Here is a 15,280-nt window from a genome sequence, read left to right as displayed (position 1 = left end):
GATTGCGATGACTTTGCCTGGGCTCGACGCTGTCGCGGCAGCTCGACGGGGGGAGATCAGGCCCCTCCCGAGCGATCGGGGGGCCTGATCCACCTCGCAGACGCCGGGCGCCCGTCCGGGCGCGGCTCACAGCTCGCCGCGGTCCACCAGTTGCCGGAGGCGGCCGACGACCCTGTCGAGGATTCCGGTTTCCTCGATCTGCTCCAGGTGCCCACCGACGAAGCGGTCGATCCGCAGGTGTGTGGTGGCGATCCGGCGAAGAGTCCGGGCGTCGGCCGAGGCGATGAACTCGGGATCGGAGATCCGGTTGTCCTGGTACGGGGCCCAGTTCATCCAGTCGAAGCCCTCCTCGGTCAGGCCGCGGGCCGAGGCCTGGACGGCGAACTGCTCGACGGGGGCCATGCCCATGGGAGGCGGAGCCGGGGCCGTCCCCGGCGCCGGGTGGTACAAGGCGATGATCTCGCGGGCTGAATCCGGTGTCAGCTCAGGCATCGTGCGACCCTCCACACCAGTTGGTCAGGAGCTCGTGGACGGTGAAGGTCCAGAAGTCCTTCGCGTCCTTGCTTCGGCTGTCCACCGCATAGGTGAAGTCACGGCGGAACAGCACCTCGTACTCCGTGGGATAGACCGAGTAGTCCCACACCTCGGTACCGGTTCGGCCGTCGAACTCGGTCAGGGCGTTCTTGGCGAACCCCTTGGCGACCGACCAATCCGTACTCGTGCTCGTATAGGAGATGTCGGGGATGTGCGCGCCCACCTGGTGCTGGTCGATCCGCGTCTGGGACATGTTGTCACCGCGCGCGGTCTTCTCGGCGTGGGCCTTCATGTTCCACAAGCCGGAGTCGATGGCCTCCACGAGCGGGAACATCTGGCGATAGTCCGGGTCGGTGGGCTTCTTGGTGCGCAACACCGCGTTGATCGCCGGGTAGTAGTTGGTCGTGTAGATGCAGACCGCCACGGCCTGACGGTAGGTCACCGATGGTGGAAGGGTCTTGATCCGATCCTTCGCCTGCTTGACGAACGTGCCGTAGTCGTTGGGCAGCTTCAGGTCGAACACGTTGCCGTAGTCGTCCTTGATCCCGGCGAACGTGGGGTGGAGTCGGTTGCCGAGCTCCTGGGTCAACGCCACGACGTTCACGGTGGGCAACTGCCTGGCGTTCGACGATCCGTAGTGCGCCGCCGCCCACGTGAGTGCCGACAGCGCCTCGGCCGGATCCGCTGTGCGCGCTCCGGTGCACACCAGTGGCATGGCGACGCGTACCGGGCCGGAGGGGTGGAAGCAGGCCAGTGCCTGGAAGATCGCCCAGACGGATGCCACGGCGTCGGCGACCGGATCCGCCGGCTCGAAGACCAGGATCCGTTTGAACTGGATCCCGGTGCCGGCGCCCGTCACCGGTTGGGAGACCCAGCAGGGCAGCCGCGGCCGGTAGTCGGCGGCTTTGTTCCGTGCCAGGGCTGCGACGGAGATGCCCGCCTTGGACAGTGCGCCGACCAGGGTCCCCGGTGTCGGGGTGTAGTCGTCGGGCAGGCATGAGACGACGAGGACATCGACCGCGTCGGCCGGCGCCATCTGCGTCAGATCCCCCCACAGGAACCGGACGGTGCGTTTGTCGTTGCCGGGATGGTCGACGGTGAAGCTGTCGATCTCTGTCAGGGCCATCGTTGGTCCGCCTTGGGCTGTTCGAAGAGTGTCGCGGGGAGGAGTCCGGCGACGGTTGGGAGGCCGCGGCGTCGAAGCCGGCGGGGCCGGGACTGCGGCGGCTCGTGCCGCGTCGGCGCCGAGTCGTCCGAGCCGCCGACCGATCCCCGGATCAGTCGGCGGTCATGGGCGCGCGCCCGACACGGTCAATTGGTGCACGAATCATTCCTCTTGGCAACTGAGAGGAGTCACCTGTTCGCGCAGAGTGGCAGTGGTCCTCGGGGTGTGACGGGACTCGTTCTATCCGCCCCGCCGAACGCGGGGATGTTCGGGCGGTCCACTTCTCTGGTGCATATGACGTGTTTTGGTGCGAATCGCGCCGCGCTCGCACTGCTCCCGCGTCACGGATGGTTACGTTTCGCCTGCATGCCGTCATGGACTGTTCCCCCGACGGCCTGCGGCCCTTGATGACGGAATCGAACGTGGAGGCGGCATGAGACGGAGCAGGTGGGCCTGGCCCCGTGGGGGTTTCACCGCGGCGGTCGGACTGGCGCTCGCCGTGACGACGACGGGCCCGGCAGCCGGGGCGGCGCCGGTCGGATCAGCGACGGACGGGGCCGTGCGGGCGCCGTCGACCGGCGCCCAGGAGGCGGGAATGACCGCGGGGAGGCCGTTCCGCGACCCGGTGGACGCGGACGCCGGCGGCCACGCGCACCTGACCATCACCCTGGACGCGGACCGGACGCGCTTCGACCTGTCCGGGCGGGAGGTGTGGGGCGAGTCCTACAACGGCTCCTTCGTCGCACCCACCCTGCGCTTCAAGCCCGGCTCGGAGGTGAGCATCCGCCTGGTCAACCACCTGCCGGTCGCCACCAATCTGCACTTCCACGGCCTGCACGTCTCGCCCTCGGGCCAGTCGGACGACCCCTTCCTGTGCGTGGTTCCGGGCGGCTCGACCACCTACCGCCTCGCGATTCCCGCCGACCACGCGCTCGGCACCTTCTGGTACCACAGCCACGCGATGGGAACGACCTGCCCGGCCTCCGGCGCCACGCACTCCATGGACTCCATGCACTCCATGCACGGCGCGTCCGGCACGTCCGGCACGTCCGACGCGGGCTTCATGCCGGGCGACGTGGAGAACCAGATCTCCGCCGGCCTGTCCGGGGCCCTGATCATCGGCGACGACCGCAAGCTGCTGCCGCCGGCGTTGCGTCGCATCACTGCGCACACCCTCGTCCTGAAGGACGCGCAGATCGACCCGAGCGGACACATCGTCCAGAACACCGACACCACGTCGATCGACTCGAACAACCCGACCGTACGGCTGGTCAACGGGCGGTTGCGGCCCGTCCTGTCGATGAGGCCGAACGAGACCCAGCTGTGGCGACTGGTCAACGCGGGCGCCGACATCTTCTACCAACTGCGCCTGGACGGTTACCGCTTCACCGTGATCGGCGAGGACGGCACCCCGGTGGCGCGGGTGACCACCCCCGACACGCTGCTGCTGCCCCCGGGCAAGCGCTACGACGTGCTCGTCACCGCGGGCGCCGAGCCCGAGCGCACCACGCTGCGGACCACCGCCTACAGCAACGGCCCGCAGGGCGACTCCTACCCCGACGTGGACCTGGCCCGCGTCGCCGTCGCCGGCCACCCCGCGCGCCGGCTGCCCACCGTCTCCGGCGCCGTTCCGACCGCACCGGCGGACCTGTCGGGTGTACCGATCGCCCGCCGGCGCACCCTGGAGCTGTCCGAGAACGACGACGGCACGGTCTTCTCCATCAACGGCAAGCAGTTCTCGGAGGACAACCCCGTCTTCGACACCCCCGCCCGGCTGGGGACGGTCGAGGAGTGGACCATCGACAACCAGAGCGGCGAGGACCACCCGTTCCACCTGCACACCAACCACTTCCAGGTGACGTCGATCAACGGGGTGCCCCTGCCCTACACCCACGTCCAGGACACCGTCCCGGTGCCGCACGCGGAGAACGGCGTGCCGGGCCGCGTGGTGGTGCGCATCGCCTTCACCGACTACACCGGCCGGTGGCTGTTCCACTGCCACATCGCGGCGCACGAGGACAACGGCATGATGGGCTACGTCGACGTCGTCGACTGACACCGCCACCGCCAGGGCCCGGTACCCGCACCCACCGTTCCCGGGACCTCGCGGCTGCGCCGGGGCCCGGCCCGGGAACGGAGTCCGAGCACGCCCGGTGACCCTGGACGGCCCCACGGGTGGCGCGGACCCGGATGCGCCCGTATGGGGCGTATGCGTGAATGGGGGGTGGGGCCTGGGCAGGGTGGTCGCGCCGGGCCGTCCGGAAGACGCCTTCACCCGAAGAACGCAGGAGAACGGTGATGAGTCAGTCGACCATGAGGGCCGTCCAGGCGGTCGAAGCCGGCAAGCCCTTCGAGGCGGCCGAACTGCCGGTCCCCGAGCCGGGCCCCGGCCAGGTGCGGGTACGGGTGCGGGCCTGCGGGGTGTGCGGCGGCGAGAACATCGTCCGCCACGGCCTGCTGGGCGTGCGGCTGCCCCGGGTGCCCGGCCACGAGATCGCCGGGGAGGTCGACGCCGTCGGCCCCGGCGTGACCACCTGGCAGGTCGGGGACCGGGCCGGGATCGGCTGGCACGGCGGCAGCTGCCACGTCTGCGACCCGTGCCGCCGGGGCGACTTCGCCAACTGCGCGGAAGGCAGGGTCGTCGCCGTCACCTTCGACGGCGGCTACGCCGAGTACACCGTCGCACCGCAGGACGCGCTCGCCCGCATCCCCGACGCGCTCTCCTTCGAGGAGGCCGGGCCGCTGATGTGCGCGGGCATCACCACCTTCAACGCGCTGCGCCACAGCGGCGCGGGGCCCGGTGACACCGTCGCCGTCCAGGGCATCGGTGGGCTGGGCCACCTGGCCGTGCAGTTCGCCGACAAGATGGGCTTCCGTACGGTGGCGATCAACCGGGGCCGCACCAAGGAGGACCTCTCGCGCAGGCTCGGCGCGGACGAGTACATCGACAGCGAGGAGGGCAGCGCGGGCGAGGCGCTGGCCAAGCTCGGCGGAGCGGCCGCCGTCCTGTCCACCGTCGGTCACAGCCCCTCCCAGGCCGACCTGGTCCAGGGCCTCGCGCCGAACGGCCGCCTGGTGGTGATCGCCACCGGCCAGGAGCCGATCCCGGTGAATCCGGAACTGCTGGTGTTCGGCCGCCGCGCGGTGGCCGGCTGGTACAGCGGCCACGCCAAGGACAGCGAGGAGGCGATGGCCTTCGCCGCCCTCAAGGGCGTCCGCCCCATGGTGGAGACCCACCCGCTCGACCAGGCCGAAACCGTCTTCCAGACCATGAACAGGGCCAAGTACCGCGCGGTGCTCGTTCCCTGACCCGTCGCGGAGACCCCAGGCACAGGGCAGGAAACCCATGAAACCGACCGCGCTGCACTGGATCAACGGCGCGTGGGTCGACTCTCCCACGCACGCCGACAGCATCGACCCGGCCACCGGCGAGACGATCGGCCGGTACGCCGACGGCGGCGAGGCGGAGGCCGAGGCCGCCATCGCCGCCGCCAAGGAGACGTTCCACGGCACCTCCTGGAAGGACGACCGCCTGCGGCGCGCCCGGGCCCTCAACGAGATGGCCCACGTCTTCCAGGACCACACCGACGAGCTCGTCGAAGCCCTGGCCCTGGAGAACGGCAAGCTCAAGCCGCACGCGCGCTTCGAGGTCGAGATGGTCCCGCCCAAGCTCCGCTACTACGCCTCCGTGATCCGCACCGACTACGGCCGGGCGATGGAGGTGCGGCCCGGGACCTTCTCCATGGTGCTGAAGCAGGCCCGCGGGGTCGCCGGGATCGTCGTCCCGTGGAACTCCCCGGTGGTCCTGCTGATCCGCTCCCTCGGCCCGGCCCTGGCCGCCGGCACCACCGCCGTGATCAAGATGCCCGGCCAGACCGCCCAGCTCAACTCCCTGATCTACCGGATCTTCTCCGAGACCCGCTCGCTGCCGCCCGGCGTGGTCAACGCCTTCACCGAACTCCACGGGAACGGCGCCCGCCACCTGATGGCCTCCACCGACGTGCCGTGCGTCAGCTACACCGGGAGCACCGAGGTCGGCCGCGCGATCTCCGCCACCGGCGCCGAGCACCTGAAGCGCTTCGGCCTGGAACTCGGCGGCAAGACACCGATGATCGTCTTCGGCGACGCCGACCTCGACGCCGCCGTCCCCGCCCTCGTCACCGCGCTCACCGTCTTCAACGGCCAGTTCTGCATGACCGGCAGCCGGGTACTGGCCCAGCGCGGCATCGCCGACACCCTGCGCGAGCGCCTGACGGAGCGGTTGGAGAACCTGCGGGTCGGCCCGGCCGCCGACCCCGCCAGCGAACTCGGCCCCGTCATCGACGAAGCCGGCGTCGAACGCATCGACCAGGCCGTCCAGGCGGCGATCGCCGCCGGCGCCAAACCCCTGGTCCGCGGCGGACCGATCACCGAAGGCCCGCTCGCCAAGGGCGCGTTCTACCGCCCCAGCCTGCTGGAGGTCACCGACAACTCCCTGGACATCGTCCAGCAGGAGACCTTCGGCCCGGTCCTCACCCTCCAGACCTTCGACACCGAGGCCGAAGCCGTCCGCCTGGCCAACGACAACCAGTACGGGCTCGCCGCCAGCATCTGGTCCCGCGACATCGACCGGCCCCTGCGCGTGGCCCGCGACGTCGACGCCGGAACCGTCTGGATCAACGACTGGGCCAAGGTCTACGACGAGTTCGAGGAAGGCGGCTTCAAACAGTCCGGCCTCGGCCGCATGAACGGCCTCGCCGTGATGGACGACTTCCTCGAGTACAAGCACATCACCATCACCAGCGGCACCATCCAGGACCGGTGACGGGACCCGTGACGGGACCGGTGACGGGACCGGTGACGGGACGGTGCCGGTGACACCGACCCGATGAGGCCGATCGCCGCTGTTTCACACCAACGCACCCTCAACTGCCTTCGCTCGTCTACCGAAGATCCCGGAAGGCGGCCGCATCAGGAGTTCGACGATCGATCGCCTGTTCCGCGCCGTCGACGGTGCGCCCCGGAGAGAACGACCAGAGAGAGGTGTGCCCGTTGGGCAACGACATCGCCTACGCCAGGATCCACCCCGCCATCGGCATCGCCCGGGTGGGCAACAGCACCCGTGAGGACGGCTGGTTCCACGGCCCCGAAGTGCCGGACCCGCCCGCCGCGAAGCCGGGCTTCGCCAAGGACGGCCAGGGCGCGATCAAGCGCCAGGCGGCCCGCTTCCGGATCTACGGCTACGGCGCGGACGGCCGGGTCGTGCGCGAGCTGACCACCGCCGACCCGCAGGTGCACATCGAGTGGTCGGTGCACGTGGCCAACAAGAAGGCCGCCTGGTACGAGTTCAGCCTCCCGCTGGACATCCCCGACATGAAGGACCACCCGGAGCCGCTGCGCAACAAGAAGGTCACCGACCGCGCGAGCCTGATCATCGACCCCGGCCGCAAGACCCTCACCGCCGGCAGCAAGCAGGCCGTGGAGTTCACCGGCGGCTCCTTCCTCGGCACGCCCGTCCCGCTCGGCCGGATGCACAGCGACGAGCACGGCCGCCTCGTCGTCCTCGGCGGGTCCGGCACCTCCCGCAACCCCGAGGGCGGCGAGCTCACCTCGTACGGGAACAACGACGGCTGGTGCGACGACACCTCCGACGGCCCGGTCACCGCCACCCTCACCATCGACGGCGAACCCGTGCGCGTCGACCCCGCCTGGGTCGTCGTCGCCCCGCCCAACTACGCGCCCGACGTCAAGACCGTCCGCACCCTCCACGACCTGCTGTACGACCTCTTCGTCGCCCAGGGCACGCTGGCCCCGCCCAAGACCGTCAACTTCGACCGGGACGTCAAGCCGATCCTGCACCGGTTCTGCGAACTCCAGTGGGTGAACAAGGGGTTCGCCACCCACTTCGGCTTCGGCGGACCGCAGCACTTCCTCGCCCCCGACCACCTCGCCAAGCTCGCCAGCCCCTCGCCCACCTACGAGGAACTGCGCCGGCAGGTCTACACCTCGCTGCGCGACCCCAAGCGCGACGGCCTCTCCCCGATGCCCTGGCCCTGGATCTACGGCGACGGCATGAAGAGCCACCCCGACTCCGTCCTGCAGTACCTGGCCCTGTCCCCGACCCAGGACGCGACGCTGCTCTCCTGGATGAAGGGCGAGTTCGAGACCACCCCGTGGAAGGGTTTCCCCAGCCGCCTGGAGGACGCGCCGGTGGCCGACCAGCCCGCCCTGCTGGACCGAGCCGCCCTCGACTTCTGCCTCGCGGACGCCTTCCACCCCGGCTGCGAGGTCACCTGGCCGGTCCGGCACACCACGATGTACTCCGAGCCGCTGCGCATCCGCCACCGGCCTTCGGGCAGCGTCGAGCCGGACTACGGCGCCACGCTCAGCCAGGCCAGGGCGCTCGGCGCCGACGGACCGCTGCACGAACAGGGCCCGGGCGACCTGACCCGCTGGATGGCCGTCCCCTGGCAGACCGACACCGCCAGCTGCCGCTCCGGCTACGAGTCCAACGCCAACCTCGGCCCCCGCTACGACCCCTACCTGCCCACCTTCTGGCCCGCCCGGGTGCCCAACCACGTGCTGAAGGAGAGCGACTACCACATCGTCAACAAGGAGATCACCCAGACCGACGAGGACGGCCGCGAGGCCGCGTTCGCCAGGCGCGCCTCTTGGCTGCGCGGCCTCAAGGGTGACTACAAGCAGCAGCTCAAGCAGGCCGTCGCCGAGTGGCACGAGTTCGGCATCGTCGAGGTCCGCCCGTACACCGTCGGCGACGGCCGCTTCCCGGAGCGGCTGCAGGTCGAGTCGAAGCCGGGCTTCCCGCTCGACGGCGTCTCCGACAACCGGAACCTGACCGCCATCCACGTGCCCGCGGCGACCGCCGCGGAGGACGCGCTGACGGCCCAGGCCGCCGGCGAGATCCTCGCGCTGACCGGGCTCGCCGCGGACGAGGTCACCATCGGGTACTTCGACAAGCTCGACCCGTTCGGCGAGGACGCCGGCAGGCACGCCGAGGGCGGCGCGTGACAGCGGCCTACGACGTGGTGGTCGCGGGCGGCGGACCGGCAGGTACGGCCGCCGCCCTCGCCCTGGCCGCCGGGGGCCGCAGCGTCCTGCTCGCGCACGCCCCCGGCGGCCCGGCCGCGCTCGGCGAGGCCCTGCCGGCCGCCGCCCGCATGCTGCTGCACGACCTCGGGGTGGCCGCCACCGTTCCGGGGGCGGGCCACCTGCCCTGCTACGGCAATCGCTCCGCCTGGGGATCGGACGTCCTGGGATCGGTCGACAGCATCAACGACCCGTACGGCCCCGGCTGGCACCTGGACCGCGCGCTCTTCGACCGCCGGATGCGCGAGGCCGCGGCGGTGGCCGGCGTCGACGTCCGCGCGGCGACGGTCCGCCCCGGCACCCGCCACCCGGACGGCACCCGGACCGTCTCCCTTCGCGGCCCGCACCCGCCCGGCGGGGTGCGCTGCCGTTGGCTGGTCGACGCCACCGGCCGCCGCGCCGCGATCGCCACCACCCACGGCGCCCGCCGCCTGGTCGGCGACCGCCTCGTGGCGCTCCACCTCACCCTCGGCCCGGCCGACGCCGCGGACGGCACCACCCTGGTCGAGGCGGCACCCGACGGCTGGTGGTACAGCGCCCTGCTGCCCGATCGAAGGCTGCTGCTCGCGTTCTTCACCGACGCCGACCTCCCCGGCGCCCGGCTCGACGGCGAGACCTTCCGCCTCCGTCTCGCCGCCACCGGTCCCACCGCCGCCCGCGCCGCACCGCACGGGAGACTCCCCGCGCCCACTCGCGCCCCCGCGCACAGCGCCCGGCTCGACCGCGTCCACGGCGACGGCTGGACCGCCGCCGGCGACGCCGCCGTGGCCTTCGATCCGCTCTCCTCGCAGGGCATCCTCACCGCCCTCCACACCGGCCGGGCCGCGGGCCTCGCCGTCCACGCCCATCTCGACGGCGACCCGCACGCCCTCACCCGCTACGGTGCCGACCTCGCCGGCATCGCCGCCGCCTACCGGCGCAACCACGCCGCCTACTACGGACTCGAACAGCGCTGGCCCGACCACCCGTTCTGGCAGCGCCGGCACGCCGACCCGGGGCGGGTCTGACGGGCGGCGAGCAGGTCGCCCTCGCGACGGCGCCCGGGACGCGAGCGACCCGGGGCCGACGAGCGTGCCGACGCCCGGTGGGTGGACCGCCTCCGCACGGAGCCGGGGTGCCGGGCTCCTCGGCCGCCCCGGACCCCGATCAGGACCCGGGTGCGTCCTCGATGTCCGAGATGAGCTTGGTGCTCAGGTCGCTCTGCACCGCGAGTCGGGTGTGCCCGGCGTCGGGGCCGGTGCCCCAGGTGAGCGTGACCGTGGTGAACAGGTGTCCGGCGCCGGAGTCGTGGTAACGGACCTCCCAGGCGGTGGGCACGTCCTGGGCGCGCAGGACGCCGTCGGCGTGGTTGGCCTCCTCCCAGGCGGCCAGCCGCTGCCGGAAGTCCTCGGTGAGGTAGTGGGCGCGAAGGTTGTCGGACAGGTCGTCGGTGCCGTCGGAGACGGCGTCGATGTAGGCGCCGTAGAAGTCGGCCACCCGGTCGACGGCGGAGTCCGGGCTCCCGCTGCGGACCGCGGTGCCTGCCTGGGTGTCGGTCATGCATGTCTCCTCTGTCAGGGCGGCCCGAGCGGACGGCTGCCTCGGCCGGTTGATCGAACGGACGTCAACATCCATGATCCTCACGCGTGTTGACGCCACCTGGTGGTCCGGACGCCCCGTCCTCATCACAACGAGTGAAGAAGCGCCAGGCGTGGACGATTCCGCCGGAGCAGACCGGACCTCCGCTCGAACTCCCCTCGTGGGCGGCGTCGTTCAGCGGCAGAGGGCCGTGTCCACGACGCTCTCGACGTGCTTCGTGACCTCCGGGTCGGCCGGGATGCTGGTCACCGCGATGCTGACGGCGCGGCTGTCGTCGGTGGCGCCGCCCCGGGTCTCGTACCCGGGGACGTCACTGCCGTGGCGTGCACTCGCTCGATCGAGGGAGGACGCCGCCTGAAGGGCGCTCGACCGGCTCGCCGGCGCCGCGCCCCCGGCGCGGACTCCCGGGGCGGTGCCTCGCGGTGGTGACCTTCCGTCACCGCCGCGTTCGGCGTTCACGGCGGGTGACGGACCGAGAGCGAATATCCCTTATCCGTCCAAGGAATTAATGAATACTTATGCGAACTGGATTGGGACTTCCCGGGGGAACACTTTGCTCAAGCTCGCGGTTTTCTCAGGTACGTTGGAAGTAGTCCATGAGAAGGGAGAAGATCATCATGGGATTCTTCGACCGATGGAACATCGGCTGCGGTGGCGGCCGCGGTTGGGGAGGCGGGGGTCGCGGAGGCTACGGGGGCCGTGGCGACTTCGGCCGCGGAGGCTATGCGAGCTTTGGTGACTTCGGAGGCCGTGGGGGACGCGGTGACTTCGGAGGCTACGGGGGCGGCGGAGGCTACGGGGGCGGCGGGGGCTACGGGGGAGGACGGGGTGGTGGCGGCGGCCGCGGTGGCGGTTACTAGTACTCGACCCTGTTGATCCGGCCATGGCCGGGCTTCACGCCCGGCCATGGCTGGTCCTCTGTGATGGACGACGCGGGGTGATGACCACGATTCGTGCCATGCGGTCGGCGCTGCGGCGCCTGGTGACCGTCGCCCAGGATTCCGACGAGATCGTCGAGGCCGCGCCTCCGGTCCCCATGCGGGAGTTGTTCAGACGGTTCTGGCCGTACACGCGCGGTCGCCGGAAATGGCTCATCGTGATCTTCCTGATGATCGTGATCGGGCCGGTGGTCGACACCGCCGAGATCTGGCTGTTCAAGATCGTGATCGACGACATGCTCGTCCCCCGCAATCTGCAGCTCTTCCTGCCGATCGCGCTCGCCTTCGTCGGGCTCACGCTGTTCTCCGGCGTCATCGGCTTCATCGACGGCGTCGTCTCCACGTGGGTCAGCGAACAGTTCCTGCTCACCCTGCGGTTCGACGTGTTCCGCCACGTCCAGAACCTGTCCCTCGGATTCTTCGAACGCCGAAAGCTCGGCGACATCCTCACCCGGGTGACCGGCGACGTCGAGGCCGTCGAGACCTTCCTGCTCTCCGGCGTCGCCGACGCCCTCTCGCACGTGGTGCAACTGGGACTCTTCCTCGGCGTCCTGTTCTACCTGAGCTGGGAACTGACCCTGCTGGCCCTGGTCATCGCCCCGCTGTTCTGGTTCACCGCCCGAGGCTTCTCCGGTCTGATCAAGGCCGTCTCGCGCGAACGGCGCCGGCGCAGCGGCTCGATCAGCGCGACCGCCGAGGAGACCCTGGGCAACATCGCGCTCGTGCAGGCGTACAACCGCCAGGGGTGGGAGCAGGAGCGGTTCCAGCGCGAGAGCCTCGGCCGCTACCGCGCGACGATGGCGTCGACCCGGATCGGCGCGCTGTTCGGACCGATCGTGGACGTCATCGAGCTGATCGGCGCGCTGGTCGTGATGGGCCTGGGCACCTGGGAGCTCACCCAGGGCCGGCTCACGCTGGGTGGGCTGATGGTCTTCCTGACCCTGCTGAGCAGGCTCTACACCCCGATCCGGGGCATGTCGCAGCTCAGCAACACCTTCTACGCCGCGTCCGCCTCCGCCGAGCGGATCGCCGAGCTGCTCGACCAGCGCCCCCAGGTCACCGAGGTCGCCCACCCCCGCCCGCTGCGGCAGACCGAGGGATCCGTCGAGTTCGACGGTGTCCACTTCCGCTACCCGGAGACGAGCCGGTCGGCGCTCACGGACGTCTCCTTCAAGGTGGCCCCCGGCGAGACCGTGGCACTGGTCGGGACGAGCGGTGCCGGAAAGTCCACCATCGCGAAACTGCTGCTGCGTTTCTACGACCCCGACCAGGGCGCCGTCCGGCTGGACGGGCACGATCTGCGCGACCTCGGGCTCACCGACCTGCGCGACCACGTCTCGGTACTCCTCCAGGAGACCCTCGTCCTGCACGGCACGGTCCGCGAGAACATCGCCTTCGGCCGCCCGGGCGCCACCGAGCAGGAGATCGTCGCGGCGGCCCGCGCCGCCGACGCCCACGACTTCGTCACGGGGCTCCCGGAGGGCTACGACACCGTCGTCGGCCAACGCGGCCGGCTCCTCTCCGGCGGACAGCGCCAGCGCCTCGCCATCGCCCGCGCGATGATCCGGGACGCACCCGTCCTGATCCTGGACGAACCCACCACCGGCCTCGACGCCGAATCCGGACAGCGCATCCTCCAGCCCCTGCGCCTGCTGATGAGCGGCCGCACGACGATCCTCATCTCGCACAACCTGCTCAGCGTCCGCGACGCCGCCCAGATCGTCTTCCTCGAACACGGCCGGGTCGCCGGACTCGGCACCCACGACCAGCTGCTCGCGACCAGCCCCGGCTACGCCCGCCTCCAGCTCCTGCACGGGCCGCCGGACGACGTCCCCACGATCGAGGAGTTCACCTCCTGAACCCGGACGGGGTCGCGGCCGGGTATCCGTAGTCCGGCGGCCCGGGTCAGCTGCCGGTGGCGCCGGATGCGAGCCCGAGGATGAGGGCCCGCATCACCGGGGCGGGGTCGATCCGCGCGCCGAGGGACTGGAACGCGGCGAGGCCGTCCGTGCCGGCGGCGGCCGCCTCGCCCAGGGGGCGGGGGTCGAAGGCGCCGCCGTGCTCGTCCGCCAGGACCTGGAACAGTGCGACGAAGCACGCCCGCCACCGCCGGTACTCCGCCTCCAGGCTCTCCCGCACGCTGTCGTCGTTCGCGGCGAACCAGTGCAGGGCGGAGTGCACCCGCGCCAGGTCGCCGGCCTCCGGCTCCGCCAGCAGCCCGATGACCCGCTCGGCCCGCTCGGCGAACGTCCCGGGGCCGGCCACCGCCTCCTCCAGGGGGGTGATCCACTCCGGCCGGATGCTCCGCACCACCGCCACGATGAGGTCGGTGCGGTTCTGGAAGTGGTAGTGGCACATACCGTGCGTCACCCCGCCGAGGGCGGCGACGTTACGCGTGGTGAAGGGCACCGTGCCGTCCCCGGCGAGCAGTTCGCGCGCGGCGGCCAGGAGCCGGGCCCGGGTCTGCTCGCCCTTGGCCGAGGTGCGCGGGCGCCGGGTGACGGGGGCGAGGGGGCGGGGGTCATCGGAGCGCGTGGCCATCCGGAAACTCTAACGAGCCCGTGGGGGCGGCCCCTTGCGCAATGTACCGGTACCGGCGCGATGTATTGACCGAGCGCTTGGTCAGTTCTACCGTCATGGCCACCACGTGGAAACGGCCACGTACGGAGAGGACCGGGAGGTCAGGAGATGAACGGTCACAGCGAACCGCACGTCTCGTCCGGCAGAGCGCGGGGCGCACTCGGGCGGCGGAACTTCCTCGCCGCCACCGGGCTGGCGGTGGCGGGCGCCGCCTGGGCGGCGAACGGCGCCGCCGCAGCCGTCCGGGGCGCCGGCGCCGACCTCGCGCCGGCCGGGCGCGCGCCCGTCGGCCCCGCGCTCGCCGGCACCTTCGCGGTGCCGATCGACACGGTGGCCCACACCAGGACCTGGATGGCCTGGCCGGACGACCCCGCCATCTGGACCGGCCGCCGCGGCGGCCGCGGGGGCGGCACGACCCCCTCGGTCGCGCAGATCCAGGCCGACATCGCACTCGTCGCCAACACCATCGCGAAGTACGAACCCGTCTACCTGTGCGCCAACCCGGCCGCAGCCGCGGCCGCCCGCCGGGCCTGCACGGCGGCCAACGTCACCGTGCTCACCACCATCCCCGTCAACGACTGCTGGATGCGCGACTCCGGCCCGGTCTTCCGCACCGACGGGCTCGGCGGCCTGGACGCGATCGGCCTCAACTTCAACGGCTGGGGCGGCAACCAGACCTTCACCAACGACGGCAAGGTCGCCGCCCGCGTCGCCGCCTACGTCGGCGTGCCGTTCACGGCGGCCGGACTGGTCTCGGAGGGCGGCGCCATCGAGACCGACGGCACGGGCACGCTGATGGCCACCCGGAGCAGCGTCCTCGTCTCCAACCGCAACCCGGGCATGACGCAGGCCCAGGCCGAGAACGCGATGACGGCCGCGTACGGCGCGACGAAGGTCATCTGGTTCACCGGGGTCGCCGGCCAGGACATCACCGGCGACCACGTCGACGCGACCTCGCGCTTCCTCGCCCCCGGCCAGGGCCTCGTCCAGCAGCCGAACGCCACCGACGACCCGTCGGACGTCTGGACCAAGGACGAGCTCAGCCAGTACGGCGTGCTCTCCTCGGCCACCGACGCCCGTGGTGTCCGCATCCAGGCCACCAAGCTCGGCGGCCCCGACTACTACACGATCCGGCAGAGCGATCCGGCCTTCGTCGGCTCCTACGCCAACTACTACGTCTGCAACGGCGCCGTGATCGCCGCCCAGTTCGGCGACCCCCGGGCCGATGCGGCGGCGAAGGCGACGCTCCGCTCCCTCTTCCCGGGCCGAGTCGTCGAGCAACTGAACATCGACTACATCGGCCTCGGGGGCGGCGGCATCCACTGCGTCACCCAGCCGCAGCCGATCCCCTGACCCGTCGGGGCCGAGCGGAGCGGGAGTTCCTCGGCTCATGGCCCTG

The 15,280-nt window shown here is 71.4% G+C and carries 11 protein-coding genes; 7 read left to right on the top strand and 4 right to left on the bottom strand.

Annotated features, from left to right (window positions below):
- Positions 1-126: 126 nt before the first annotated feature.
- Together ACIO5E_RS21670 and ACIO5E_RS21665 are read right to left on the bottom strand one after the other, a co-directional pair.
- Entirely contained in the window at positions 127-492 is a 366-nt protein-coding gene (locus ACIO5E_RS21670; protein ID WP_400670187.1) for a DUF6508 domain-containing protein, read from the bottom strand.
- Positions 485-1,660 (bottom strand): ADP-ribosyltransferase, encoded by a 1,176-nt coding sequence (locus tag ACIO5E_RS21665; RefSeq protein WP_400670185.1) that lies wholly within the window; start codon positions 1,658-1,660, stop codon positions 485-487. Before ACIO5E_RS21665 ends, ACIO5E_RS21670 begins: the two co-directional genes overlap by 8 nt.
- A 634-nt stretch (positions 1,661-2,294) precedes the next feature.
- On the opposite strand from ACIO5E_RS21665, the gene ACIO5E_RS21660 reads away from it, so the two are divergent.
- The 5 genes from ACIO5E_RS21660 to ACIO5E_RS21640 all read left to right on the top strand — a co-directional run bounded on the left by ACIO5E_RS21660 (position 2,295) and on the right by ACIO5E_RS21640 (position 9,792).
- On the top strand, positions 2,295-3,755 hold the full coding sequence (locus tag ACIO5E_RS21660) for a multicopper oxidase family protein (RefSeq protein ID WP_400670182.1): 1,461 nt from the start codon (positions 2,295-2,297) through the stop codon (positions 3,753-3,755).
- Positions 3,756-3,997: 242 nt separating this feature from the next.
- Entirely contained in the window at positions 3,998-5,008 is a 1,011-nt protein-coding gene (locus tag ACIO5E_RS21655; protein WP_400670179.1) for an alcohol dehydrogenase catalytic domain-containing protein, read from the top strand.
- A 37-nt stretch (positions 5,009-5,045) separates the two neighbouring features.
- Positions 5,046-6,503: an aldehyde dehydrogenase family protein gene (locus tag ACIO5E_RS21650; RefSeq protein ID WP_400670176.1), complete on the top strand. Its 1,458-nt coding sequence runs from the start codon at positions 5,046-5,048 to the stop codon at positions 6,501-6,503.
- A gap of 227 nt (positions 6,504-6,730) precedes the next feature.
- Positions 6,731-8,707 (top strand): LodA/GoxA family CTQ-dependent oxidase, encoded by a 1,977-nt coding sequence (locus tag ACIO5E_RS21645; RefSeq protein WP_400670173.1) that lies wholly within the window; start codon positions 6,731-6,733, stop codon positions 8,705-8,707.
- Positions 8,704-9,792, top strand: coding sequence for a tryptophan 7-halogenase (locus ACIO5E_RS21640; RefSeq protein WP_400670170.1), 1,089 nt, complete (start codon positions 8,704-8,706; stop codon positions 9,790-9,792). Before ACIO5E_RS21645 ends, ACIO5E_RS21640 begins: the two co-directional genes overlap by 4 nt.
- Before the next feature lie 139 nt (positions 9,793-9,931).
- On the opposite strand, the gene ACIO5E_RS21635 is transcribed toward ACIO5E_RS21640, so the two are convergent.
- Complete coding sequence (locus tag ACIO5E_RS21635) at positions 9,932-10,324, bottom strand: hypothetical protein (protein WP_400670167.1); 393 nt, start codon at positions 10,322-10,324, stop codon at positions 9,932-9,934.
- A 979-nt stretch (positions 10,325-11,303) separates the two neighbouring features.
- Here ACIO5E_RS21635 and ACIO5E_RS21630 point away from each other — a divergent pair.
- Complete coding sequence (locus ACIO5E_RS21630; protein WP_400670164.1) at positions 11,304-13,160, top strand: ABC transporter ATP-binding protein; 1,857 nt, start codon at positions 11,304-11,306, stop codon at positions 13,158-13,160.
- Positions 13,161-13,206: 46 nt separating this feature from the next.
- Here ACIO5E_RS21630 and ACIO5E_RS21625 read toward each other — a convergent pair whose 3' ends face one another.
- A complete protein-coding gene (locus ACIO5E_RS21625; RefSeq protein WP_400670162.1) occupies positions 13,207-13,842 on the bottom strand; it encodes a TetR/AcrR family transcriptional regulator in 636 nt (211 codons plus the stop codon).
- A gap of 147 nt (positions 13,843-13,989) precedes the next feature.
- Here ACIO5E_RS21625 and ACIO5E_RS21620 point away from each other — a divergent pair, with 147 nt between their 5' ends.
- Positions 13,990-15,234 (top strand): agmatine/peptidylarginine deiminase, encoded by a 1,245-nt coding sequence (locus ACIO5E_RS21620; RefSeq protein ID WP_400670159.1) that lies wholly within the window; start codon positions 13,990-13,992, stop codon positions 15,232-15,234.
- Positions 15,235-15,280 lie beyond the last annotated feature (46 nt).

The sequence above is a fragment of the Kitasatospora sp. NPDC087314 genome (assembly GCF_044744365.1).
Taxonomy (GTDB): Bacteria; Actinomycetota; Actinomycetes; order Streptomycetales; family Streptomycetaceae; genus Kitasatospora.
This window is presented reverse-complemented; position numbering and strand designations above follow the sequence as displayed.